The sequence below is a fragment of the Kitasatospora sp. NPDC054768 genome (genome assembly GCF_053612025.1).
In genome coordinates this window covers 82,078-103,558 of sequence record NZ_JBSHBN010000001.1, presented here as the reverse complement: position 1 = coordinate 103,558, position 21,481 = coordinate 82,078, and the positions used below count along the sequence as shown (strand labels likewise).

Annotated in this window: 19 protein-coding genes and 1 pseudogene; 8 read left to right on the top strand and 12 right to left on the bottom strand. The window is 74.0% G+C overall.

Annotated elements, in window-relative coordinates; genetic code table 11:
* The first annotated feature begins 85 nt into the window (after positions 1 to 85).
* Entirely contained in the window at positions 86 to 661 is a 576-nt protein-coding gene (locus ACWGKU_RS00480; protein ID WP_452178155.1) for a MarR family winged helix-turn-helix transcriptional regulator, read from the top strand.
* An 18-nt stretch (positions 662 to 679) separates the two neighbouring features.
* Here ACWGKU_RS00480 and ACWGKU_RS00475 read toward each other — a convergent pair whose 3' ends face one another.
* From ACWGKU_RS00475 to ACWGKU_RS00460, 4 genes are read right to left on the bottom strand one after another with little or no spacing between them, the layout of a single operon-like run.
* Positions 680 to 2,143 carry an ABC transporter ATP-binding protein gene (locus ACWGKU_RS00475; RefSeq protein WP_452178154.1) on the bottom strand — a complete coding sequence of 488 codons (1,464 nt, stop codon included), beginning with the start codon at positions 2,141 to 2,143 and terminating at the stop codon, positions 680 to 682.
* Complete coding sequence (locus ACWGKU_RS00470; RefSeq protein WP_452178153.1) at positions 2,140 to 2,988, bottom strand: ABC transporter permease subunit; 849 nt, start codon at positions 2,986 to 2,988, stop codon at positions 2,140 to 2,142. Before ACWGKU_RS00470 ends, ACWGKU_RS00475 begins: the two co-directional genes overlap by 4 nt.
* Positions 2,985 to 3,983 carry an ABC transporter permease gene (locus ACWGKU_RS00465; RefSeq protein ID WP_452178152.1) on the bottom strand — a complete coding sequence of 333 codons (999 nt, stop codon included), beginning with the start codon at positions 3,981 to 3,983 and terminating at the stop codon, positions 2,985 to 2,987. Before ACWGKU_RS00465 ends, ACWGKU_RS00470 begins: the two co-directional genes overlap by 4 nt.
* Positions 3,980 to 5,539, bottom strand: coding sequence for an ABC transporter substrate-binding protein (locus ACWGKU_RS00460; protein WP_452178151.1), 1,560 nt, complete (start codon positions 5,537 to 5,539; stop codon positions 3,980 to 3,982). Before ACWGKU_RS00460 ends, ACWGKU_RS00465 begins: the two co-directional genes overlap by 4 nt.
* Positions 5,540 to 5,922: 383 nt before the next feature.
* On the opposite strand from ACWGKU_RS00460, the gene ACWGKU_RS00455 reads away from it, so the two are divergent.
* The 5 genes from ACWGKU_RS00455 to ACWGKU_RS00435 are packed head-to-tail and all read left to right on the top strand — an operon-like array spanning position 5,923 to position 11,773.
* Positions 5,923 to 6,912, top strand: coding sequence for a TauD/TfdA family dioxygenase (locus tag ACWGKU_RS00455; RefSeq protein WP_452178150.1), 990 nt, complete (start codon positions 5,923 to 5,925; stop codon positions 6,910 to 6,912).
* Positions 6,913 to 6,954: 42 nt separating this feature from the next.
* A complete protein-coding gene (locus tag ACWGKU_RS00450; RefSeq protein ID WP_452178149.1) occupies positions 6,955 to 7,941 on the top strand; it encodes an ornithine cyclodeaminase family protein in 987 nt (328 codons plus the stop codon).
* Complete coding sequence (locus ACWGKU_RS00445; RefSeq protein WP_401049757.1) at positions 7,932 to 9,263, top strand: type III PLP-dependent enzyme domain-containing protein; 1,332 nt, start codon at positions 7,932 to 7,934, stop codon at positions 9,261 to 9,263. Before ACWGKU_RS00450 ends, ACWGKU_RS00445 begins: the two co-directional genes overlap by 10 nt.
* A gap of 47 nt (positions 9,264 to 9,310) precedes the next feature.
* A complete protein-coding gene (locus ACWGKU_RS00440) occupies positions 9,311 to 10,342 on the top strand; it encodes a cysteine synthase family protein (RefSeq protein ID WP_401049754.1) in 1,032 nt (343 codons plus the stop codon).
* A gap of 24 nt (positions 10,343 to 10,366) precedes the next feature.
* Complete coding sequence (locus ACWGKU_RS00435) at positions 10,367 to 11,773, top strand: MATE family efflux transporter (RefSeq protein WP_452178148.1); 1,407 nt, start codon at positions 10,367 to 10,369, stop codon at positions 11,771 to 11,773.
* A 68-nt stretch (positions 11,774 to 11,841) separates the two neighbouring features.
* On the opposite strand, the gene ACWGKU_RS00430 is transcribed toward ACWGKU_RS00435, so the two are convergent.
* Together ACWGKU_RS00430 and rpe are read right to left on the bottom strand one after the other, a co-directional pair.
* On the bottom strand, positions 11,842 to 12,801 hold the full coding sequence (locus ACWGKU_RS00430) for a pirin family protein (protein WP_452178147.1): 960 nt from the start codon (positions 12,799 to 12,801) through the stop codon (positions 11,842 to 11,844).
* A gap of 132 nt (positions 12,802 to 12,933) precedes the next feature.
* The gene (gene rpe / locus ACWGKU_RS00425) at positions 12,934 to 13,617 is read right to left on the bottom strand and encodes a ribulose-phosphate 3-epimerase (protein ID WP_359897365.1); all 684 of its coding nucleotides are present in this window, start codon (positions 13,615 to 13,617) and stop codon (positions 12,934 to 12,936) included.
* A gap of 264 nt (positions 13,618 to 13,881) precedes the next feature.
* Between rpe and ACWGKU_RS00420 the strand changes: the two genes are divergently transcribed.
* Positions 13,882 to 14,733 (top strand): SCO6745 family protein, encoded by an 852-nt coding sequence (locus ACWGKU_RS00420; RefSeq protein WP_359897366.1) that lies wholly within the window; start codon positions 13,882 to 13,884, stop codon positions 14,731 to 14,733.
* A gap of 13 nt (positions 14,734 to 14,746) precedes the next feature.
* Here the strand turns inward: ACWGKU_RS00420 and ACWGKU_RS00415 are convergent, their stop codons facing one another.
* From ACWGKU_RS00415 to ACWGKU_RS00395, 5 genes and pseudogenes are all read right to left on the bottom strand, one after another.
* Positions 14,747 to 15,421 (bottom strand): C39 family peptidase, encoded by a 675-nt coding sequence (locus ACWGKU_RS00415; protein WP_452178146.1) that lies wholly within the window; start codon positions 15,419 to 15,421, stop codon positions 14,747 to 14,749.
* A gap of 238 nt (positions 15,422 to 15,659) precedes the next feature.
* Positions 15,660 to 16,148: pseudogene (locus tag ACWGKU_RS00410) on the bottom strand (DUF4188 domain-containing protein); the annotation flags it as partial.
* Between the two features lie 213 nt (positions 16,149 to 16,361).
* Entirely contained in the window at positions 16,362 to 17,348 is a 987-nt protein-coding gene (locus ACWGKU_RS00405; protein WP_452178145.1) for an aldo/keto reductase, read from the bottom strand.
* A gap of 70 nt (positions 17,349 to 17,418) precedes the next feature.
* Positions 17,419 to 18,240, bottom strand: a complete 822-nt coding sequence (locus ACWGKU_RS00400; RefSeq protein WP_380542771.1) for an ABC transporter permease — start codon at positions 18,238 to 18,240, stop codon at positions 17,419 to 17,421.
* Positions 18,237 to 19,208 (bottom strand): ATP-binding cassette domain-containing protein, encoded by a 972-nt coding sequence (locus tag ACWGKU_RS00395; RefSeq protein ID WP_401046083.1) that lies wholly within the window; start codon positions 19,206 to 19,208, stop codon positions 18,237 to 18,239. Before ACWGKU_RS00395 ends, ACWGKU_RS00400 begins: the two co-directional genes overlap by 4 nt.
* 104 nt (positions 19,209 to 19,312) lie before the next feature.
* On the opposite strand from ACWGKU_RS00395, the gene ACWGKU_RS00390 reads away from it, so the two are divergent.
* Positions 19,313 to 20,080, top strand: a complete 768-nt coding sequence (locus ACWGKU_RS00390; RefSeq protein WP_452178144.1) for a TetR/AcrR family transcriptional regulator — start codon at positions 19,313 to 19,315, stop codon at positions 20,078 to 20,080.
* A gap of 7 nt (positions 20,081 to 20,087) precedes the next feature.
* Here ACWGKU_RS00390 and ACWGKU_RS00385 read toward each other — a convergent pair whose 3' ends face one another.
* Positions 20,088 to 21,467 (bottom strand): pyridoxal-phosphate dependent enzyme, encoded by a 1,380-nt coding sequence (locus ACWGKU_RS00385; RefSeq protein ID WP_452178143.1) that lies wholly within the window; start codon positions 21,465 to 21,467, stop codon positions 20,088 to 20,090.
* Between the last annotated feature and the right edge of the window lie 14 nt (positions 21,468 to 21,481).

Below are 21,481 nucleotides of genomic sequence, written 5' to 3'. Positions count from 1 at the left end.
CGATCGGAAGCGTGGGTATGGTGAGCCTCGGCTTGCTGCTTTCGACGCCGAGGGCGTCGCGCTTTTCCGATGATGGGGACACGGTTTGTACGACGGACGGCAGGGATCGTCGAGTCCGTTCGAGCAGTCCGTCTACCTCCTGTCGGAGGCCGGGCGGGCCGTCGACCGTCTGCTGGCGGAGCGGCTGGAACACCGGGGGCTGACCCCGGTCCACCACGCGCTGCTGTCGGCGCTGGCGCGGCTGGGACCGCACGGTCGGCACGATCTCACCTCCCGTGTCACGGCGCCCGCGGCCGAGGTGGACCAGGCCCTCGACGATCTCCTGTCGGCACGCCTGCTGCAGTCGATGGTCGTCCACGTCGGTGGTCGGCAGGAGGTGCTGACCATCACCTCCACGGGCGAGTCCGCCCTGGACGTGCTCCACACCGATGCGTCGGCGACACAGGACGACCTGCTGGCGTCCTTGACGAAGGGGCAGCGCGTCGAGCTCAACTCCCTTCTCCGGCGCGTGTGCGCGGCCGCCGCCCGCGGAGCCGGGCAGCGGCCGCGGCTCCGCGGGACGAGCGGCTGGACCCTGACCCCCGGCTCCCGGCGGACCTGGGCCAGGGTTCGGGAGGGCGTCGGCCCGGCCGAAGGACCGGACGTCGGAACGCCGGACTGACCCCCCTGCGCGGAGAGCTCAGTTCGGCACCGGGCTCGGGGCCGCGCGGTGCTTGGTGAGCGGCACCCCGTCGGCGCCGTCGAGGGTGAGGAGGAGGTCCGCGTGGGCCGAGAGCAGCGCCAGGTCGTGGCTGACGAGGACGACGGCGAGGCCCCGGTCGGTCCGTAGGCCGCGCAGGAGTTCCATGATGTCCTCGGCGGTGTCGGCGTCGAGGGCGGAGGTGACCTCGTCGCAGAGCAGGACATCGGGTTCGGCGGCCAGGGCGCGGGCGATGGAGACGCGCTGGCGCTGTCCGCCGGAGAGTTCGTGGGGGTGACGGTCGGCGTGGCCGGGGGTGAGGCCGACCGCGGTGAGCAGTTCGGCGACGCGGGCGTCGCACCGGTCGGCGGGCCGTACGGAGTGGAGCTTCAGCGGGCGGGTGAGGGTGGCGCCGACGGTGTGGGCGGGGTTGAGGGCGCCGAGCGGGTTCTGCGGGACGAGTTGGACGCGGCGTCGTTGGTCGCGGGTGCGCCGACGGTAGGAGGAGGCCAGGAGTTCGCCGCCGAGGGTGATCCGGCCGGCCTCGGGGCGGTGGAGTCCCGCGAGGGCGCGCAGCAGCGTGGTCTTGCCGCACCCCGACGGGCCGGTGATCCCGGTCAGCGTGCCGGGCCGCAGGACGAGGTCGAGGCCGGTGAAGACCCGGTGGCGGCTGCGGCCGGTGCCGACCCGGGCGTCGAGTGCCTTCACCTCGACGACGGGCACCGCGTCGGCGCGGACGCGAGCCGGTGCGGGCGCCGGGGGCGTTGCGGGCGTGCCCGGGGCCGTGACCGGACGGTCGGGCCGCAGGGCGAGGACGTCGTCGGCGCAGCGGGCGACGACGTCGGGGTCGTGGCTGGTGAGGGCGATGGCGATGCCGTCGCGGTCGGCGATGTCGTGCAGCAGGTCGGCGATGTCGTCGCGCAGGGCGGCGTCCAGGCCGGCGGTGGGTTCGTCGAGGAGGAGGATCGCGGGGCGGCGGGCGAGGGCACGGGCGAGGGCGACGCGCCGCTGCTGTCCGCCGGAGAGGTGCTCGGTCCGGCGGCGTTCGAGGCCTTCGTCGACCGGCAGGCGGACGGCGCGCAGCAGGTCCGTGACGGAGGTGCCGCGGCGGTCGGCGGCGGTCTCGGTGATGAGGCGATCGACGCGCATGCGGGGGTTGAGTCCGGAGCCCGGGTCCTGGCCGACGAAGGCGAGCCTGTGGCGGCGCAGCCGGCGCAGCTCCTCGGGCGGGAGGGCGAGGATGTCGTGGCCGAGGACGGTGAGGCTGCCGGCGGTGACGCGCGCGCCCGGCGGGAGGGCGCCGACGAGGGCGCGCAGCAGGGTGGTCTTGCCGGCGCCGGAGGGCCCGGTGACGGCGGTGACGCGGCCCGGGGCGAGGGTGAGCGTGGCGTCGGTGAGCAGCGGGGTGTCCCCGAGGGTGACGGACAGGGCGGCGGCACGGGCAGCGGGGTCGGTGGTGCTCACAGCGGGGTCTCCGGGGTGGGCCGGGCGGGGGCGAGGGCTTCGGCGGCGAGGGTGACGCTGATGGCGAGCAGGCCGATGGCGAGGCAGGGCGCTCCGACGGCCCACGGGTTGAGGGTGATGCCGGCGGCGTTCTCGCGGATCATCAACGCCCAGTCGGCTTCCGGGGGTTGGGGGCCGAGTTGGAGGAAGGCGGCGACGGAGACGATGTAGACGCCCTCGACGAAGCGCAGGCCGAACAGGGCGAGGAGGGTGGAGCGCAGGTTGGGGAGGACCTCGTGGACGGTGAGGTGCCAGAGGTTCTCGCCGCCCGCGGCCGCGGCCTCGACGAAGCCGGCGGTGGCGAGGGGGGCGGCCGCGGCAGCGACGATCCGGACCGCGTAGGGGATGCCGAGGAGGGTGGCTGCGGCGGCGACGGCGAGGCGTCCGCCGCCGGGCCAGGCCAGGGCGATCAGCATGATGGCGAGGACGGACGGTAGCAGGATCGTCAGGTCCGCGGCGCGTTCGATCCACCGGCCGAGGGCCGGGCGCAGCACGGCGAGGATGCCGATGGCGGTGGCCGCCGCGGTGACGACGAGGGCGATGGCCAGGGCGGTGGCGATCAGGGGCGCGCCCCCGGTCAGCAGGCGGCTGAGGACGTCGCGGCCGAGCTGGTCGCCGCCGAGCGGCGCGTCGCCGCCCGCTTCGGCGAAGGGGAAGGTGACCGGGGTGTCGACCGGGTGCGGGGCGAGGAGCGGCCCGGCGAGTGCGAGGGCGACGAGGGCGAGGGCGGGAACCGCGCGCATGAGCACCCGTCGCTTCCCTCGGGTGGCGGGCGCGGGGGCCGCTGTCGGGGCGTCGGCGGTCATCGTCGCTCTTCTCCGAGGGTGGTGGTGCGGACGAGGTCGGCGAGCAGCAGGAGCAGGCTGATGGCGGCGCCGGCCGCGGCCACGACTCCGGCGACGAGCGGGGTGTCGCGGTCGGTGATGGCGCCGGCCAGGACGGCACCGACGCCGGGGTAGTTGAAGAGGGTTTCGACGACGACGGTGCCGCCGAGGAGCATGCCGGCGGAGGTGGCGATGCCGACGGCGACGGCGGGCAGGGCGCCGGGGAGCATGTGGTGGCTGAGGATGCGCCGGCGGGGCAGGCCGTCGAGGACGGCGGCCTGGACGTGCGGCAGGGCGGCCTGGTCGGCGAGTGCGCCGCGCACGATGCGGGTGTTCCAGCCGATCTGGGGGACCGCCAGGGAGAGCAGGGGCAGGACGATCATGGTCCACGACTCGGGTCTGCCGTCCGCGCCGGTGAGGGTGACGGCGGGCAGCCAGCCGGTCCACTGGGAGAGCAGCAGGAGCAGGGCGACCGAGACGACGAACTCCGGGAGGGCGAACGCGGCGGTGGACAGGGTGTCGACGGCGCGGTCGACGCGCCCGCCGGGGCGCAGCGCGGCCCAGCCGCCGAGGGCGAGGGCTCCGGCGGTGCTGAGGGCGAGGGCGAGGGTGCCGAGCAGGAGGGTGTTGGGGAAGGGGCCGGCCAGGACGTCGGTGACGTGCTGTCCGCGCGCGGTGGTGCCGAGGTCGCCGGTGGGCAGGCCGGTCATCCAGTCCAGGAAGCGCTCGGCGACCGGGCGGTCGAGGCCCATGGCGGTGCGGCGGGCGGCGAGGTCGGCGGCGGTGACACCCCGGTCGGAGCTCGCGCCGGCGGCGTCGCCCGGGAGGAGCTCGACGGCCGCGAAGACGGCGGCGAGCAGGACGACGAGCAGGACCAGGCGCCGTACGGCCTGCCGGGCGACCCGGCCCGCACCGGGGAGGATGCGGGCCGGGAGGCTTCGGGGCGCTTTCGCGTCCACCGGGTGAGGGGTGGTCAACGCGCCAACCAGGTCTTCTCGAACTGGACGCGGCCGTAGCCGGGGAGCTTGGGCAGGTCGCGCACGGCCGCGCCGGCGAGGTCGATGCCGTCGGCCATGCCCCACAGCAGGTAGCCGGACTTCGCGAACTCGATCTCCTGGAGCTGGTGGAGCAGCTTGCCGCGCTCGGCGGTGTCGGCGGTGCCCATGGCCTTGCGGTAGCTCTCGTCGAAGCCCGGCTCGTTCCAGCCGGACTCGTTCTGGCCCGCGTCCGAGAGCATCGTCTTGGAGGCGAAGAAGACGACGGAGTCGTTGGTGCCCCAGTAGCTGGTGTAGAGCGTGCCCTTGAGCCAGGTGTCGTCCCAGAACACCTTGGAGTCCTGCTTCACCACGTTGATCTTCACGCCGGCCTCGCGGACCTGGGTGGCGAAGAGGGTCGCGGACTCGGCGAGTCCGGCGATGTCCTCGGTGGTGGTCAGGTCGTAGGTCCTGGAGGTGTCGAAGCCCGCGTCGGCGAGCAGTTGCCTGGCCTTGGCGAGGTCGCGGGTGCGCTGCGGGATGTCCTTGGCGAAGGCGGGGTCGCCGGTACCGAGGACGTCGTTGGCGACGCTGCCGTAGCCGGAGAGGACCTGCTTGACCATGGCGTCGCGGTCGACGGCGAGCTTGAGGGCCTCGCGCACCCGTACGTCGGCGAACGGGCCGTCCGCGGTGCGCATGACGACGGGCATCGCCATGTCGTTGGGCCGGCGGACGATCTGGACGTCCTTGCGGGCCTCGGCGGTGCGGGCGGCGACGGCACCGACGTTGGAGGCGACGTCGATCTGTCCGGCGAGCAGGGCGTTGGCCATGGCCTGGGGGCTCTCGAACAGGCGGACCTCGACGGCGTCCAGCAGGACCTTGCCGCCGTACCAGTTGTCGTTGCGCACCAGGCGGGCGTTGCCGTCGCGGTACCAGTCGAGCTTGAAGGGGCCGGTGCCCGGGGCGCCGGCGACCGCGTCGTCCTTGGTGTCCTTCTTGAGGACGAAGGTGGTCAGGCGGGTCAGCAGCGGCAGGTCGGCGTTGGCGTAGTCGGAGACCAGGACGACGGTCCTGGCGTCCTCGGCGGTGATGCCCTCGGGCTGGATGCCGGGCAGGCGGCTCTTGCCCGCCGGGGTGTTGCGCAGCCGCTTCAGCGACCAGACGACGTCGTCGGCGGTGACCGGGGTGCCGTCGTGGAAGGTGGCGCCGTCGGCCAGGGTGAAGCGCCAGGTCTTCAGGTCGTCCGACGGCTTCCAGGAGGCGGCCAGGCGGGGAGCGGTGTTGGCCGTGGCCCCGGGTATCGCGAGCGTGTCGTAGATCAGGCTGATGATGAGGTAGTCGCTCTCGTTGGCCTGGGTGCCGTGCGGGTCCCGGGTGACCGCCGAGGCCTTGCCGAGCGCACCGACCTTCAGCGTCCCTCCGGGGCGGGGCTGCTGGCCGGTCCCACCGGAGACCGCGGCTTCCCCGGCGCCACCCTTGCCGCCACCGCAGGCGGCGAGCACGCCGATCGCCCCGGCTCCGGCTCCGGCCCACAGCAGCTGTCGTCTGGTGACGCCCACGTTCGATCCTCGTCTCGGTTCCGTGCTCGATTTGCTTAGGGTTACCTACCCTAAATTCAAGACAAGTCGCAAGCCGTCCGACGGGGCGCACTCGACTTCCGGCCATGCGCCCCAGCGCCCCAACCCGGCCCGCGAGCAGGGAAGTTGCCCCTGCGCCGCACGTGCGCCGCCGCCCGGAACCGAGACTACGCAAATGTAGACATCCAGCCGGGTAAGGCTTGCCTTACCTAAAAGTCGTTGTTACGTTTCCTGTCGTCCGGCCGTTCGAGCCGCCCCGGACCGATGCCCCACGCGCAGCTCCCGTCGCCGTCCCACACCGGCGAGGTGACGCCACGTGCCCGCACCCCGCACCTCTTCTCCCCCTGTCCCCGGAAGGTCCCGCCGTGCCCACCTGCCCTGCCCCGGTACGCCGTCTCGACGCCGACGCCGTCGCGGAACTCACCTCCACCGCGGCCGAACTGCTGGCCCTCCACGGCTCCGCGACCAGCCCCGCCCTGCTGGCCGACCTGCCCGAGAAGTGCGCCCGGCTCGGCGAACCGCTGCGCCACCGACTGCGTCCGGTCGACACCGCCGACGGCCTGTTCGTGCTGCGCGGACTGGAGATCGACGACACCCGCCTCGGGCCCACCCCCGACCACTGGTCGACCGTCGGCGACTCCGGCGCGCTCTGGGACGTGGTGCTGCTGCTCGTCTCCACGGCGATGGGCACCCCGATCGCCTGGGACGGCCAGCAGGACGGCCGGTTCGTGCACAACATCGTCCCGACACCGGGCCACGAGAGCGAGCAGACCGGGGCCTCCAGCTCCGTCCTCCTCACCCCGCACACCGAGGACGCCTTCCACCCCGGCCGCGCGCACCTGCTACTGCTGTGCTGCATGCGCAACCACGACGCCATCGCCACCACCGCGGCCAGCGTGCGCCTGACCGACCTCCCCGACGCCGACGTCGAGCAGCTGAAGCGGCCCGTCGCACCGATCCTGCCCGACGACGCCTACGAGCAGGCCCGGAAGTTCGGCGGCCGGCCCGCGCCGGTCCCCACCCTCTTCGAGGCCCCCGAAGGCCTGACCATGCGCTACGACCCCGCCTACACCCCGCTGGACGAGGCGGACGAGGCATGGCGCGCGGCCTACCGGCGCCTCGGTGACGAACTGGCCCGCGTCTCGGTCGCGGTGAGCCTGGAACCGGGTGACGTCCTGGTCGTCGACAACGACCTCGTCGTCCACGGCCGGGTGCCGTTCCGGGCCCGCTACGACGGCACCGACCGCTGGCTCAAGCGCGCCTCGGTACGCGTGGAAGGCCGCCCCACCCGCCCGCTCGCCGAGCACGACGAACACGGCTACGGCCAGGCCGCCCTCACCGCCCGGGCCGCCTGAACCACCACTGCCGCCGCCTCACCACCTCGAAAGGGCACCCTCATGGACCGGGACGACACCACCCTGCGCGTACTGTCCACCAGCGACCTCGCCGGCCTGGACATCACCCTCGCCGACGTCGTCGACACCGTCGAACAGGCCTACCGCACCCTGGCCGCCGGCCAGTCCGACAACCCGCGCAAACTCACCGTCAAACCCGCCGACGGCCACTCCGTCTCCTACGCCATGCTCGGCCGCGACGGTGTGCGCAACGTCGTCGCCGTCAAGACCTCCTACAAGCACGGCCTCGACCGGAGCCGCGCGAACCAGCACTACTACACGACGCTGACCATCTACGACGACGTCACCGGCCTGCCCGTCGCCATGATGGACTGCTCCCGCATCGGATCCCTGCGCACCCCGGCCGTCTCCGCCCTGCTGGCCCGCGAGTGCGCCGCCCCCGACGCCTCGACCGCGCTGGTGATCGGCACCGGCACCCAGGGGCGCCTGGCGCTGCCGCTCCTACTCACCGCCCTGCCCGGGCTGGAGCGTCTCCTCCTGTCCGGGACCCACCCCGACGGCATCGCCGCCGTCCGCGCCGAACTCGCCCGGCACTTCCCCGACCGCGAGCTCGAACTGGTCACCGACCTCAGGGCCGCCGCCCGCGACGCCGACGTCATCGTCGCGACCGCCGGCGGCCACACCCCCGCCGCCGTCGAGGCCGACTGGCTGAAGCCCGGCGCGGTCTCGATCCTGGTCGGCCACGGCCTCGCCCCCTCCACCCTCCACCGGGCGGACCGGGTGATCGCCACCAGCGAGGCCCAGATGCGCGTCACCGGCACCGACATGGCCGACGCCGACGGCAAGCTCCCGGCCGTCGACCTGGAGCTGCCCGTCGTCATCTCCGGCGCCGCCGCCCGCACCGCCCCCGGGCAGCGGATCTTCGCCTACAACAGCGGACTCGTCGTCACCGACATCGCGCTGGGCCACCGCTTCGCCCAACTCGCCGCCGCCCAGGGCCTCGGAACCGAGGTGGCCCTGTGGCGCTGAGCCTGCCCGCCCACCCCGACCCGCTCACCGACCGGATCCACGACAGCGGGCTGCTCCACGAACTCGCCCACGGGCTGGACGGCCCCTTCCACTACCTGCTGCCCGAACGCTTCGACGACAACCTCGCCGCGTTCCGCGCCGCCCTGGCCGACGCCGGGGTCGAGGGCCGCGTCCACTACGCGAAGAAGGCCAACAAGGCCTCCGTGTTCGTGGAGCGCTGCGCCGCGGCCGGCGCCGGAGTCGACGTCGCCTCCCTCGGAGAACTGCGCGACGCCCTCGGCCACGGCGTGCGCGGCGAGGACCTCGTCGTCACCGGCCCCGCCAAGAACGAGCAACTGCTGCGCGTCGCCACCCGGCAGGGCGCGCTGATCGCCGTCGACGCCCTCGACGAACTGGAGCGCCTGCTCGGCCTCGACACCGACCGTCCCGTCCGCGTCCTGCTGCGCCGGCACCCGCCGGCCCAGCCGCGCAGCCGGTTCGGCCTGGACGACGTGCAACTGCACCAGGCCCTGCGGCGCTGCGCCGAGGCCGGGGACACCGTACGGATGGAGGGCTTCAGCTTCCACCTCTCCGGCTACGCGGTCCAGCCACGCGCCGACCTCGCCGGAGAGCTCGTCGAACTCTGCCTCAAGGCCCGGTCGTCGGGCCTGCCGGCGGACCGGATCAGCATCGGCGGCGGCTTCCCCGTCGACTACGTCGCCGCCGATGCCTGGGACACCTTCCTCACCGAACAGGGCCCCGGGCACTACCACGGCGAGAAGGCCTTCGCCGCGGGCGACTTCTACCCGTACCACTCCCCCGTCGCCGGCGCGGACGCACTGCGCGCGATCCTCGCCGCCCGCCCCGGCGGTACCGGACCGAGCCTCGCCGAGCGGCTGCGGCAGGCCGGCGTGACGCTCCTGCTGGAGCCCGGCCGCGCCCTGCTGGACCGCGCCGGGTCGTCGGTGTTCCCCGTCCAGGGCGTCAAGGACCGCGCCGGGTACGGCATCGTCACCGTCGACGGCACCAGCCTCAGCCTGTCCGAGCAGTGGTTCAACAGCGAGTACCTGCCCGACCCGGTCCTGCTCGGCGACCGCGCCGGGCCCCCGGGGCAGCCGTACCGGGCCTGCGTGGGCGGGGCCAGCTGCCTGGACTCCGACCTGCTCACCTGGCGCAAGATCGCCTTCCCCGCCCGGCCCCGGGTGGGCGACCTGCTCGTCTACCCCAACACCGCGGGCTACCAGATGGACTCCAACGAGTCCCCCTTCCACGAGCTGCCACTGCCGCCGAAGGTCGTCATCGACCACCACGGCGACCGCCCGCGCTGGCGCCTCGACCGCTGACCCCCCGCACGAACCTCACCGCCCCGCCGTCCCCACGGAGCTCCACCATGACCGACGCCCTGAACCGCCCCCCGGTGGTCGGCCGGATGTCCGACCTCATCGGCCGCACCCCGCTGTTCGAACTCGCCCGCGCCGACAACGGCGCCCGGCTGCTGCTGAAACTGGAGATGTTCAACCCCACCGGCAGCGCCAAGATCCGCATGGCCCGCCAGATGGTCCTCGACGCCGAGGAACGCGGCGACCTGCGCGAAGGCGGCCACATCATCGAGTCCACCTCCGGCAACACCGGCCTGGGCCTGGCCGTCGTCGCCGCCGAACGCGGCTACCGCTTCACCGCCGTCGTCGACAACCACGCCGCCGCCGACAAGCTGCGCGCCATGAAGGCGATGGGCACCGAACTCGTCTTCGTCGACGCCGACACCGACGGCGAGGAACTCCACACCGCGGCCCGCGAGGAACTCGCCGAGGAGATGGCCCGCGGCAAGGACAACACCTTCTTCACCGAGCAGCACAACAACCCCAGCAACGCGGTCGGTTACCACGCCGTCGGCCGCGAGATCGCCCAGGCCCTCGACAACCGGGTCGACGTGCTGATCGGCGCGGTCGGCACCGGCGGCGGCCTGTGCGGCACCGCCCGCGAGCTCAAGCGCTCCGTGCCCGGCGTCGCCGTCGTGGGCGTCGAACCGAAGGGCTCGATCGCCTTCGGGCCGCCCGCCCACGACTACTACCAGTCCGGCACCGGCACCCCCGAGGGCGCCACCATCGGCCTGCTGGTGGACTACGACCTCATCGACGAGGGCGTGAAGGTCGGCGACATCGAGGCCTTCGCGACCGCCCGCGTCGTCGCCCGCCGCACCGGCCTGCTCATCGGCGGCTCCGCCGGAGGCGTCGTCCACGAGGCCCTGAACCGCCTGCCGGCCCTGGCCCCGGATGCCGTTATGGTCGCCTTCGTCAACGACGGTGGCGAGAAGTACATGGACACCGTCTTCAACGACGACTGGATGAACGCCCGCGCACTGCTCGACGAGGCCGTGGAGGCCGACATCGACGAAACGCTCACCAAACTCCGCAGGCCCTGACTTCCGAGAAACGTGACACCCACGATGCAGCAGCTAGCCACCCTCGCCCGCGACAGCCGCGCACTCGCCGCCCTCGCCGTCCCGCTCGCCCTCACCCAGCTCGCCCAGGTCGCCCTCACCACCACCGACACCATCATGATGGGCGTGCTCGGCACCGAGGCCCTGGCCGCCGGCGGCCTCGCCCTGGTCGTCTTCAACCAGCTGCGCACCATGGGCGTCGGCCTCGTCACCTCCGTCGGCAACCAGGTCGCGGCCGCCGCCGCGCGCGCCGAACGGGACGAGGACACGGCCGACGACGGCGACGAGGTCCGCGGCCTGGTCCGGGCGGCGATGGCCGTCGCCACCCTGGCCGGCCTCGCGGGCGCCGTCCTGATGGTGCTCATCGGCCAGGCCGCCACCTGGCTCGGCCAGGACGCGGACGTCGCCCACCGCGCCCAGGGCATGCTCGCCGCCCTCGCCCCCGGCCTGGTCCCCTGCCTCTGGTTCCAGGCGATCCGCCAGTTCACCGTCGGCATGCGCCGCCCCCAGGCCCTGCTGCAGATCACCATCGCCTCCGTCGCCATCAACGCCGGACTCAACTGGCTCTTCATCCACGGCACTTGGGGCCTGCCCAAACTCGGCCTCACCGGCATCGGCGTCGCCACCAGCAGCGTCTACCTGCTCTCCTTCCTCGCCCTCTACGCCTCGGCCCGCCGCGACCCGCAGCTCGCACCCCTGCTGAGCCCGGACTTCTGGCGCGCCGACGCCCCCACCGTGCGCCGCCTGCTCGGCCTCGGCACCCCGATCGCCGCCACCTACGGCTCCGAGGCCGGCTTCTTCTCCGTCACCGCCCTGCTCGCCGGCAGCTTCGGCGCCGCCGCGCTCGCCGCCCACACCGCCGTCAACCAGCTGATCTACATCGTCTTCCAGGTCGCCGTGGGCCTCTCCCACGCGGCCTCCATCAACGTCAGCCGCGAACTCGCCCTCGGCGAGTACGCCGCGGCCCGCCGGATCAAGAACACCGCACTCGCCTGCGGCGCCGCCGTCACCACCCTCGTCGGCATCGCCTACCTCACCGTGCCCGACCTCGTCCTGCGGCCCTACTTCGACCCCGGCGCGGCCGCCGACCAGCAGGGCCTGCGGATCGCCACCGGGCTCCTGGCCGTCGTCGCCGTGCTGCAGTTCTTCGACTGCGCCCAGAACATCGGCGTCGGCCTGCTGCGCGGCCTCGACGACACCCGGAGCGGCTTCCGCATCACCCTGATCGGCTACTGGCTCGTGGGCCTGCCCGCCTCCTGGCTCCTCGCCTACCCCCTCGGCGGCGAGACCCGCGGCCTCTGGCTCGGCCTGCTCGTCGGCCTCGCCACCACCGCCGTCCTCCTGCTGCGCCGCTACGGCCGCGCCCTCTCGGCCAAGGCGGTCACCTCACCCGAAGCGGCCGTCGCCGGCTGAGCCGGCCGGCGGCACCCGTCCCGCGGGTACGGCCCGATGGGTCCAAAGGACCGACACCCGCCCGCGGGTCAGCGCTCGCGCCCCCGCGCCTTCAACGGAATCACCGGCAGCTCCGGGGCCGGCAGCCGCTCGCCGTCGTAGCCGTGCACCTCGCCGAAGCGGGTGCCGGTCATCCAGTCGGCGCGCGCCCGCGCGATCTCCTCGGTGGAGCGCCCGATGAAGTTCCACCACATGACGATCCGCTCGTCGAAGGGCTCGCCGCCGAGGAGCAGGACGGCGGCGTCGCCGTGGGCGCGCAGCGGGAGGTCGGGGCGCCCGCAGCCGAGGTAGAGCAGGGAGCCGGGCTCGACCGGGACGCCGTCGACGTCGACGCGGCCGGACATGGCGAGGACGGCGTACTCGAAGTCGGGGAGGAGCGGGAGGCGGAGGTCCGCGCCGTCGGCGAGGGCGAGGTCGGCGCCGACCAGCGGGGTGTGGGTGGTCCCGGGCGAGGTGGCGGTGTCGAGGGTGCCGAGGATGACGGTGGCGCGCAGGCCCCGGCCGGTGACCACGGGCAGGTCGGGGTGGTGCTCGAAGGCGGGGGCGATGTTCCGGCCGGCCTCCGGGAGGGCCACCCAGAGCTGGGCGCCGTGCAGGTGGCGGGCGTGCGGGCGCGGGGACTCCTCGGAGTGCGAGATCCCCCGGCCGGAGGTCATCAGGCCCAGCTCGTACGGCCGGACGGTCCGGAGGCTGCCGAGGCTGTCGCGGTGCAGCACCTCGCCCTGGTGGAGCCAGCTGACCGTCTGGAGGCCCATGTGCGGGTGCGGCGGGACCCGCATGCCGGGCTCGTCGGCGATGTCGTCGGGCCCGTAGTGGTCCACGAAGCACCAGGCGCCCACCATCCGGCGGCCCAGGTTGGGCAGCAGGCGCTGAACCACCGTGTTGCCGCCGAGCGGGAATTGACGGGCCGTCAGCAGATCCTTCACCGGGCCGGCGCTGGCCTCGCGGCCACAGCCGGCCGGGGCGGGCCTGAGGTCGAGGTTGCTCATCGCGGTTCCACCACCGTACGGAGAGGGGCCGGGCGGGCCCCAGAGGGCGCCGCCACCGATCATCCGCCACGGTGCGGCGTTCCTCCACCCGCGCCCGGCCATCCGGCGGCAGCCGGGACGAGCGGACGGGCCTCAGTGCCCGCAGGCCCACCAGGCGTCCGCCGTCGCCTTGTCGGCGAGGTCCCGCAGTTTGCGGACCGCCTCGGCCGGGTCCTCGGCCCCGTACACCGCCGAGCCGGCCACGAACACGTCCGCGCCCGCCTCCGCGCAGCGCTCGATCGTGTTCGCCGCGACGCCGCCGTCCACCTGCAGCCACAGCTCCAGGTCGTGCTTGGCGATCAGCTCCCGGGTGCGGCGGATCTTCGGCAGCATGATGTCCAGGAAGGCCTGGCCGCCGAAGCCGGGCTCGACGGTCATGATCAGCACCATGTCGAGCTCGGGCAGCAGGTCCTCGTACGGCTCGATCGGGGTGCCCGGCTTGAGCGCCATCGACGCGCGGGCGCCCTTGGCGCGGATCTCGCGGGCGAGCCGGACGGGCGCGGCGGCGGCCTCGACGTGGAAGGTGACCGAGCCGGCGCCGGCCTCGACGTACTGCGGGGCCCAGCGGTCCGGGTCCTCGATCATCAGGTGGAGGTCGAGCGGGGTGTCGGTGGCGCGGGCGAGCGACTCGACCACCGGGACGCCGAGGGTCAGGTTGGGCACGAAGTGGTTGTCCATGACGTCCACGTGCAGCCAGTCGGAACCCCGGACGGCCTCGGCCTCGTCGGCGAGCCGGGCGAAGTCCGCGGACAGGATGCTGGGGTTGATCTGGGCCATGACCGACTACCTTCGTACGAGGACCTGCGGGGCTGGGCGCCCCCGGGGGCGGGCACCTCATCCCATCATCCCGCGCCGTACCGCCGCCGGGCGCACAGCGCCACCTCGGCGTGACCGTCATCACACCCCCCGGCAGGATTACCGGGGCCCTCGCCGTGGTCATCAGCCCTTGAACGGGCCACGGCCCGCCGCGGCTCCCGCCGGGCCGTCCCGACCACCGAGCTCCCCGGCCCGCCCGGAGCTCCGTCCGAGGAAGGTCTCCCGATGACCGATCTCGTCCACCCCGCCCGCGCGCTGTGGTGGCTCTTCGAGCCGGTGCACGCCGTCACCTACTTCCTGCCCGAGGGCCGCGCCGCCTTCGAGGAGGCCGGTCTGCACGGCCGCCTGCACGGCTACTTCGCCACCCGATCGGCCCCGCTCGGCGCGGTGGACGCCCCGCCGGTGACCGCCGCCTTCTTCAACTTCTCCCCCTCGATGGTCGAGCGCGCCCTGCCGGAGGTGTGGAACCACGCGAGCCCGGAGGAGGCGCTGACCGCCCGGCTGAAGGCCTCCGCGACGATCCTGGAGGGGCTGCTGGAGCACGTGGACAAGGAGCAGGTCGAGCTGGTCGCCGAGACCCTGGAGCAGGCCGCCACCCGGCTGGACTGCGCCGGGCGGGTGCTGGCCGCCGCCAACGCCGCGCTGCCCCGCCCGAGCGGCCTGTACGAGCGGCTCTGGCAGGCCGCCACCGTGATGCGCGAGCACCGCGGCGACGGCCACGTGGCCGCCCTGGTGGCGGCCGGGCTGGACGGCTGCGAGGCCCTGGTGGTCCGCTGCGCGATGGACATGCGGCGCGAGATGCTCCAGCCGCTGCGCGGGTGGACGGACGCCGAGTGGGAGGCGGCGGCCGACCGCCTGGTCGAGCGCGGCTGGCTGACCGCCGAGGGGACGGTCACCGAGCTCGGCCGGATCCGTCACCAGACCCTGGAGGCCGCCACCGACCTGGCCGCGGCCCGGGTCTGGGACGACTACCCGCGGACCGAACTCGACCGGCTCGCCGCGGCGTTGAAGCCGATCTCGGCGCTCTGTCGCGGCCGGCTGCCGATCAACCCGATGGGACTGCCGGACAACCAGTGACCGCTCCGCGACGTCAGGGCGAGGAGACCCGGGGCGGGCCGAGCACGATCCCGCGTCCGGCGTAGAACCGCCCGAACGACCGCCACGGCACGCGCGCGAAGGCCTGCGACTCCCCCGGGAACCCGGAGGGGTTGTGGATCAGCAGCGCCGTGTCCGTGGCACCCACCGCCAGGACCAGGTGCCCACCGCGCCGCACCGGCTCCGGCCCGTACGGCTCCCGGATCGACGGGTGCACCGAGACCATCACCAGCCGGCCGTCGGCCACCTCCGACGACACCTCCTCGGGCGTCAACTCCCCTGCCCGCGTGGCCAGTCCCCAGCGCCGCTCGACGTACTCGGCGAACGGCGCGTGGATCAGCCCGCGCAGGCTGTCACCGTCCCGCAGGTAGGCGCCGGCCGCCACGCACTCGCCCGCGAGCGCCAGCGCCGCCGGGGTCACGCCCCACCAGTGCGCCAGCGCCATCCGCAGACAGGCCACCCCGCACAGCCGCCAGGACCACCACGCGTACTCCTCCGCGGTGGCCGCGCCGGACTGCCCCCAGCGCGGATCGGCGGACGCCTCCAGCCGCCCGTCGACGATCTCCCGCACCAGCTCCGCCGACTCCCACTGCGCGCGGTACGGCACCTCGTGCACCACCCGCACCGACCGCGCCGGCGCCTGCGGCCGCGCGTCGCCCCGATCCACCATTCCCCGACGCTCTCACGGCACGGCGGCCGGGCGGCCCACGACACTCCCGGCGCAGCCGTACTCAGGCGCCGGGGGCCGGCGCGGCCCCGACCTCGGACTCGCCCGCCCCGACCTCGGACTCGCCAGCCCCGCCCGGCGCCGTCCGTGCCCCACTGGTCTCCGGCTCCGACCGGCCGGCCTGCGGCTGCGGCTGCGGCTGCGGCTGCGACCCAACGGCCTCCGGCTCCGGTGCCGGCTCCCGGTAGGCCAGCCGCTGCGCCGCGTGCCGGCCGCGCGCCTCCACCGGCAGCGAGCCGGTGGCGCCGGCCAGACCGAACGGCGGCATGTCGAAGTAGATCGACTCGTACCCGCCCGGCGGCGCGATGTACGTCTCGTGCCAGAGCCCGACGTGCCCGCGGGCCTTCCCCTCCCGCAGCTTGCGGTTGGCGATGCCCCACACGGTGTGGTGGAAGCCGTCCGGCGCGCTCGCGTAGCCGTACAGCTTATCCTTCGACTCCCAGTACTGGACCACGTAGTAGGTGCGCGGCGAGGCGGTCAGCAGGATGCGGCCGCGCAGGCCGCGCTCGGGGGCGCGGCGCAGGTCGTACAGCATCCGGAGCATCGAGAACATCACCGGGCCCCAGTGGTGCACGGCCCAGAAGCGGTTGATCCGCATGCCGATCAGCAGCACCACGGTGTCGCCGGTGGCGGCGGCGGTGGTGTAGCCCGGCTGCGGCTTGGCGAACAAGGCCAATTGTGCCTCCCCGTACCCTTGCCCATGTAAGCGGTGACTAGACCAGTGCCGGGCGGCCCGGTCAAGGCTCGCCACCCTCACAATTCGGCTACTGTGCGGGCGGGTTGACGACACCCGAGGCCGGGGGTGCCGGTCCGCGGCCGGCTCCCGCGGGTACGCGCGGGGCCCCGGCGCCCGACGAAGGGGCCGGGGCCGGACGCGGACGGCCTACCAGGCGTAGTCCTCCGGGGCGGGCCGGTGGCCCGGGAAGAGCTCGTCGAGGTGGTCGAGGGTCTTCTGGTCGAGCTTGAGGTCGAACGCGCCGATGGCGGCGTCGAGGTGGGCCGGGGTGCGGGGGCCGATGATGGGGGCCGTGACGGCCGGGCGGGAGAGGAGCCAGGCAAGGGCGAGGTCGGCGGGGTCGGCGCCGAGTTCGGCGGCGAAGTCCTCGTAGGCCTGGATGCGGTCGCGGTGCTTGGCGAGGAGTTCGCCGGCGTAGGGCATGGCGCTGCGGTCGCGGGTGCCCTCGCGCTCCTTGCGCAGGACGCCGCCGAGCAGGCCGCTGCGCAGCGGGGACCACGGGATCAGCCCGAGCCCGTAGTGCTGGAGGGCGGGGACGACTTCGAGCTCGATGGCGCGGTCGAGCAGGTTGTAGAGGGACTGCTCGCTGACCAGGCCGAGGAAGTGGCGGGCGCGGGCGGTCTCCTGGGCCTGGGCGATGTGCCAGCCGGCGAAGTTGCTGGAGCCCACGTAGACGATCTTGCCCTGGGCGACCAGGACCTCCATCGCCTGCCAGATCTCCTCCCAGGGCGTGGCCCGGTCGATGTGGTGCATCTGGTAGAGGTCGATGTGGTCGGTCTGGAGGCGGCGCAGGCTGGCCTCGACGGCCTTGCGGATGGCGAGCGCGGAGAGCTTGCTCTCGTTGGGCCAGTCGCCCATGTCGCCGTAGGCCTTGGTGGCGAGGACGGTGCGCTCGCGGCGTCCGCCGCCCTTGGCGAACCAGCGGCCGATGATCTCCTCGGTCCGCCCCCGCAGCCGGCCCTCGCTGTCGCGGCCGTAGGTGTTGGCGGTGTCGAAGAAGTTGATGCCGCGCTCGTGGGCGGTGTCCATGAGGCGGTGGGCCTCGGCCTCCTCGGTGTGGGGGCCGAAGTTCATGGTGCCGAGGCAGAGGCGGGAGACGGTCAGGCCGGTGCGGCCGAGGTGGGTGTACTCCATGGCGCCCCACCCAAGACCACACCGGCTCCGCTGTCCAGCACATTTGGCGGGAGTGCCGGAACCCGGCGGATCACCGCCCGTGAGTGGCGAACTTCCGTACGGCGAGCGGCATGCAGACTGCCAGCAGCAACGCGCTCCAGAGCAGTGCGGCGAGGACGGCGTGCTGTGTGGGCCAGGCGGAACCGGCCGCCGAGGGGTTGCCGAACAGTTCCCGGCAGGCCTGGACGACGGAGCTGACCGGGTTCCAGTCGGCGAGGAACCGCAGCCAGCCGGGCATGCCGCCGGTCGGCACGTACGCGTTGGTGATCATCGCCAGCGGGAAGACCGCCACGGACAGCTGACCGGCCGCCTCCTCCTTGCCGACGGCCAGGCCGAGCAGGGTGCCGACCCAGGTCATCACGAATCGGAAGAGCAGCAGCAGCGCGAACGCCCCTGCCGCGTCGGCGAGTCCGTTCCGGGCCTGCCAGCCGGTGGCGAGCCCGACCAGGGCCAGCAGGGCCAGGACGACCATGCTGACCAGCAGGTCGGCGAGGGTCTGCCCGAGCAGCAGCCCGGTGCGCGAGACGGGCATGGAGCGCAGCCGGTCGGTGACTCCGCGCGAGACGTCGCGGGCGGCGCCGACCATGGTCGGCATGATGCCGTTGGTGGCCACCATGGCGAACAGGCCGGGCATCAGGAACTCCCGGTAGTCGCCGCCGCCCGGCACCTGCATGGCACTGCCGAGGACGTAGCCGAAGACCACCACCATCACCACCGGCACGCCCAGGGAGGCGGCCAACAGGCCCGGTGAGTGGCGGTAGTTGAGCAGGACGCGGAGCACCGAGGTCCAGGTGCCGGTGGCGAGCCGGCCGATGCCGGACGGTCGCGCCGGGGCGATGTGCGCAGTGGTCACCGGGCGGCCCTCCCGGCGTCCGCGGACTCCTGGGTGAGCGCGAGGAACACGTCGTCCAGCGAGGGCGCCCGCACCGCGACGTCCTGCGCGACGACCCCGGCGCCGTCCAACTCCCGGACCAGCGACGGCAGCAGGACGGACACGCCGGGCGTGGTCAGCACCGCGACGGTCCGCTCGGCGACGTCCACCCGGGCGTCGCCCCCGGTCATCGAGGACAGCACGACGGCGGTGGCGGCGAGTTGTCCGGGGTCGGCCAGGGTGACGGAGACCTGGCTGCCGATCGCCGCCTTGAGGCGGTCGGGCGGCCCGGTGGCGATGGCGGCGCCGTGGTCGACCACCACGATGTCGTCGGCGAGCCGGTCGGCCTCCTCCAGGTACTGGGTGGTGAGCAGCACGGTGGTGCCGCCGTCCGCGAGCTCCTTGACGGTGTCCCAGATCGCCTGTCGACTGCGCGGGTCGAGCCCGGTGGTGGGCTCGTCCAGGAAGAGCACCGGCGGGCTGGTGACCAGGCTGGCGATGAGGTCGAGGCGTCGGCGCATGCCGCCGGAGTAGGTGCGCACGAGCCGGTCGGCGGCCTCGGCGAGGCCGAAGCGGGTGAGCAGTTCGTCGGCGCGCTCCCGGGCCCGGCGGGCGCCGAGGTGGTGCAGCCGGCCGAGCAGGCGGAGGTTGTCGCGGCCGGTGACGCCCTCGTCGACGGCGGCGTGCTGCCCGGCGAGGCCGATGGCGCGGCGGACGTCCTCGGCGGCGCGGACGACGTCGTGTCCGGCAACCCTGGCGGTGCCGCGGTCGGGGGCGACCAGGGTGGCGAGGACGCGGACGGCGGTGGTCTTGCCGGCGCCGTTGGGGCCGAGCAGGCCGCAGACGGTGCCGGCCGGGACGGCGAGGTCGAGGCCGCGCAGGGCCTCGGTGGCGCCGAAGCGTTTCTCCACGCCCGCCATCTCGATGGCGGGTCGGGCGGTGTCGGACATGGCTCTGCCCCTCTCTAGGTACAGCGTACGTAGAAGCGCGCGCAGGCGCATCCTACTACGTACGCCGTACGTATCTACGATGGGGAAAACGAGGTGATCTTCCAGTGCCGTCCAGCAAGCCCACGCCGTCCAGCACGCCCGCACCGGGCGGGTCCGCGCCGGCGTCCAGCAAGCCCACGCCCCCCGAGGCCCCCGAAGTGATCTGGCTGCGCCCCGAGCGCACCGGCCGCGGCCCGCGCCCGGCCCACAGCCGCGACTCGATCGCCGCCGCGGCCATCGGGATCGCCGACGCCGAGGGCCTGGACGCGGTCTCCATGCGGCGGGTCGCGGCGGCGCTCGGCGCGGGCACCATGTCGCTCTACAACTACGTGCCGAAGAAGGAGCACCTGCTCGACCTGATGCTCGACGCGGCCGCCGCCGAGTACCGGTTCCCGGCCGCGCCGAGCGGCGACGTCCGGGCCGACCTCGCCGACCTCGCCCACCAGCAGCTCGGCATCTTCCGCCGCCACCCCTGGCTGCCCGCGCTGGTGCTGGCCCGCCCCGGCATCGGCCCCAACGCCCTGCGCTACACCGACCACTTCCTCGCCGCCACCGCCCCCACCGGCCTCGGCGGGAGCGACCGGATGGAGGCGATGGCCCTGATCAACGGCTTCATCGCCCAGTTCGCCCAGTTCGAGCGGACGGCGGCCGCGGGCGCCAAGTGGCAGTCCGAGCTGGTCGGTTACCTCGGCCGGGCGGCGGCGAGCGGTGAATTCCCGCACCTGGCCCAGGCCTTCGCCGCCGCGGGCCCGCCCGCCGACCCGGACCGGGCGTTCGACCGCACCCTGGACCGGGTGATCTCCGCCATCCTGATGCCGACGGGCGACAACTGACGAACCATCAGCCCGTGAGGACCTCCCTGGTCAGCAGCCCCGCCACCCGGCCGTCCAGCAGCACCAGCACCGCGGGGCGCCCGCCCGCCAGCGCCGCCCGCGCCTCGGCCGCCGACTGCCCGACGCCGACCGTCGGCAGCGCCGGCCCGAGCAGCGCGCCCAGCGGGTCCTCCGGCTCGGCCCTGCCGTCCGCGAGCGCCGCCGTCAGCACCTCCCGGGACACCGAGCCCGCCACCTCGGTCGCGTTCACCCCGAACGGGCGCGCCGGCCGCGCCAGCACCGCCGGGGCGACGCCGCCCGGCGCGTCCCGCAGCGCCCGGGCCGCCTCGCCGACGGTGGTGCCGGCGTCGACCGTCACCAGCGGCCCGGCCGCCTCCAGCAACGGGCGCAGGCCCTCCGCCTCCTCCTCCAGGAAGCCCCACTCCCGCATCCACGCGTCACTGTGCACCTTGGACAGGTAGGAGCGGCCCGAGTCGGGCAGCACCACCACGACCAGGTCGTCCGGCCCGAGCGTCCGCGCCACCCGCAGCGCCGCCGCGACCGCCGTGCCGGAGGACGGGCCGGCCAGCAGGCCCTCCTCGCGCGCGAGCCGGCGCGCCGTCAGCAGCGACTCGCGGTCCTGGATCCGCTCGAAGGAGTCGATCACCTCCGACCGGTAGGCCTGCGGCCAGCGGTCCTCGACGGTTTCGGGGTGGAGGAAGTGCCCGATGCTTTCGACGAACCACGGGCTGCCGTCCCCGCCCCCGTACGAGGAGGACTCCGGGTCCGCGCCGACCACGGTCACCGTGCCGCCGGAGGCCTCCTTCAGGTATCCGCCGGTACCGGTGATGGTGCCGCCGGTACCGACGCCCGCGACGAAGTGGGTGACCCGGCCGCCGGTCTGCTCCCAGATCTCGGGGCCGGTGGTCCGGACGTGCGCGTCAGGATTGGCCAGGTTGTCGTACTGGTTGGCCAGCCAGGCACCGGGGATCTCCTCGGCCAGCCGCTGGACCACCTTGAACAGGTGCCTCGGGTCCTCCTGGGGCACCAAGGTCGGCGCGAGCACCACCTCGGCGCCGTACGCGCGCAGGATGTCCGCCTTCTCGGCCGCCGCCTTGTCCGCCACCCCGGCGATCACCCGGTACCCGCGCTGCCGGCCGACGATCGCCAGGCCGATGCCGGTGTTGCCGGAGGTCGCCTCGATGATCGTCCCGCCCGGCCTCAGCAGGCCGTCCCGCTCGGCGGCCAGCACCATCGACAGTGCGGCGCGGTCCTTGACGCTGCCGCCGATGCTGAGGAACTCCGCCTTGGCGTAGATCGGCGCGGCGATCCCGGCGCCGAGCCGGGCGAGGCGGATCAGCGGCGTCCCGCCGATCGCGTCGAGGACGGATTCGTGAACTGCGGCCATCGTTGGCCCCTTTC

Excerpts from the sequence above, each read along its gene's own strand:
- ACWGKU_RS00470 (WP_452178153.1), bottom strand. The coding sequence starts at position 2,988 with ATGACCGCCGACGCCCCGACAGCGGCCCCCGCGCCCGCCACCCGAGGG.
- ACWGKU_RS00450 (WP_452178149.1), top strand. The coding sequence starts at position 6,955 with ATGGACCGGGACGACACCACCCTGCGCGTACTGTCCACCAGCGACCTC.
- ACWGKU_RS00440 (WP_401049754.1), top strand. The coding sequence starts at position 9,311 with ATGACCGACGCCCTGAACCGCCCCCCGGTGGTCGGCCGGATGTCCGAC.
- ACWGKU_RS00435 (WP_452178148.1), top strand. The coding sequence starts at position 10,367 with ATGCAGCAGCTAGCCACCCTCGCCCGCGACAGCCGCGCACTCGCCGCC.
- ACWGKU_RS00430 (WP_452178147.1), bottom strand. The coding sequence starts at position 12,801 with ATGAGCAACCTCGACCTCAGGCCCGCCCCGGCCGGCTGTGGCCGCGAG.
- rpe (WP_359897365.1), bottom strand. The coding sequence starts at position 13,617 with ATGGCCCAGATCAACCCCAGCATCCTGTCCGCGGACTTCGCCCGGCTC.
- ACWGKU_RS00420 (WP_359897366.1), top strand. The coding sequence starts at position 13,882 with ATGACCGATCTCGTCCACCCCGCCCGCGCGCTGTGGTGGCTCTTCGAG.
- ACWGKU_RS00415 (WP_452178146.1), bottom strand. The coding sequence starts at position 15,421 with ATGGTGGATCGGGGCGACGCGCGGCCGCAGGCGCCGGCGCGGTCGGTG.
- ACWGKU_RS00405 (WP_452178145.1), bottom strand. The coding sequence starts at position 17,348 with ATGGAGTACACCCACCTCGGCCGCACCGGCCTGACCGTCTCCCGCCTC.
- ACWGKU_RS00395 (WP_401046083.1), bottom strand. The coding sequence starts at position 19,208 with ATGTCCGACACCGCCCGACCCGCCATCGAGATGGCGGGCGTGGAGAAA.
- ACWGKU_RS00385 (WP_452178143.1), bottom strand. The coding sequence starts at position 21,467 with ATGGCCGCAGTTCACGAATCCGTCCTCGACGCGATCGGCGGGACGCCG.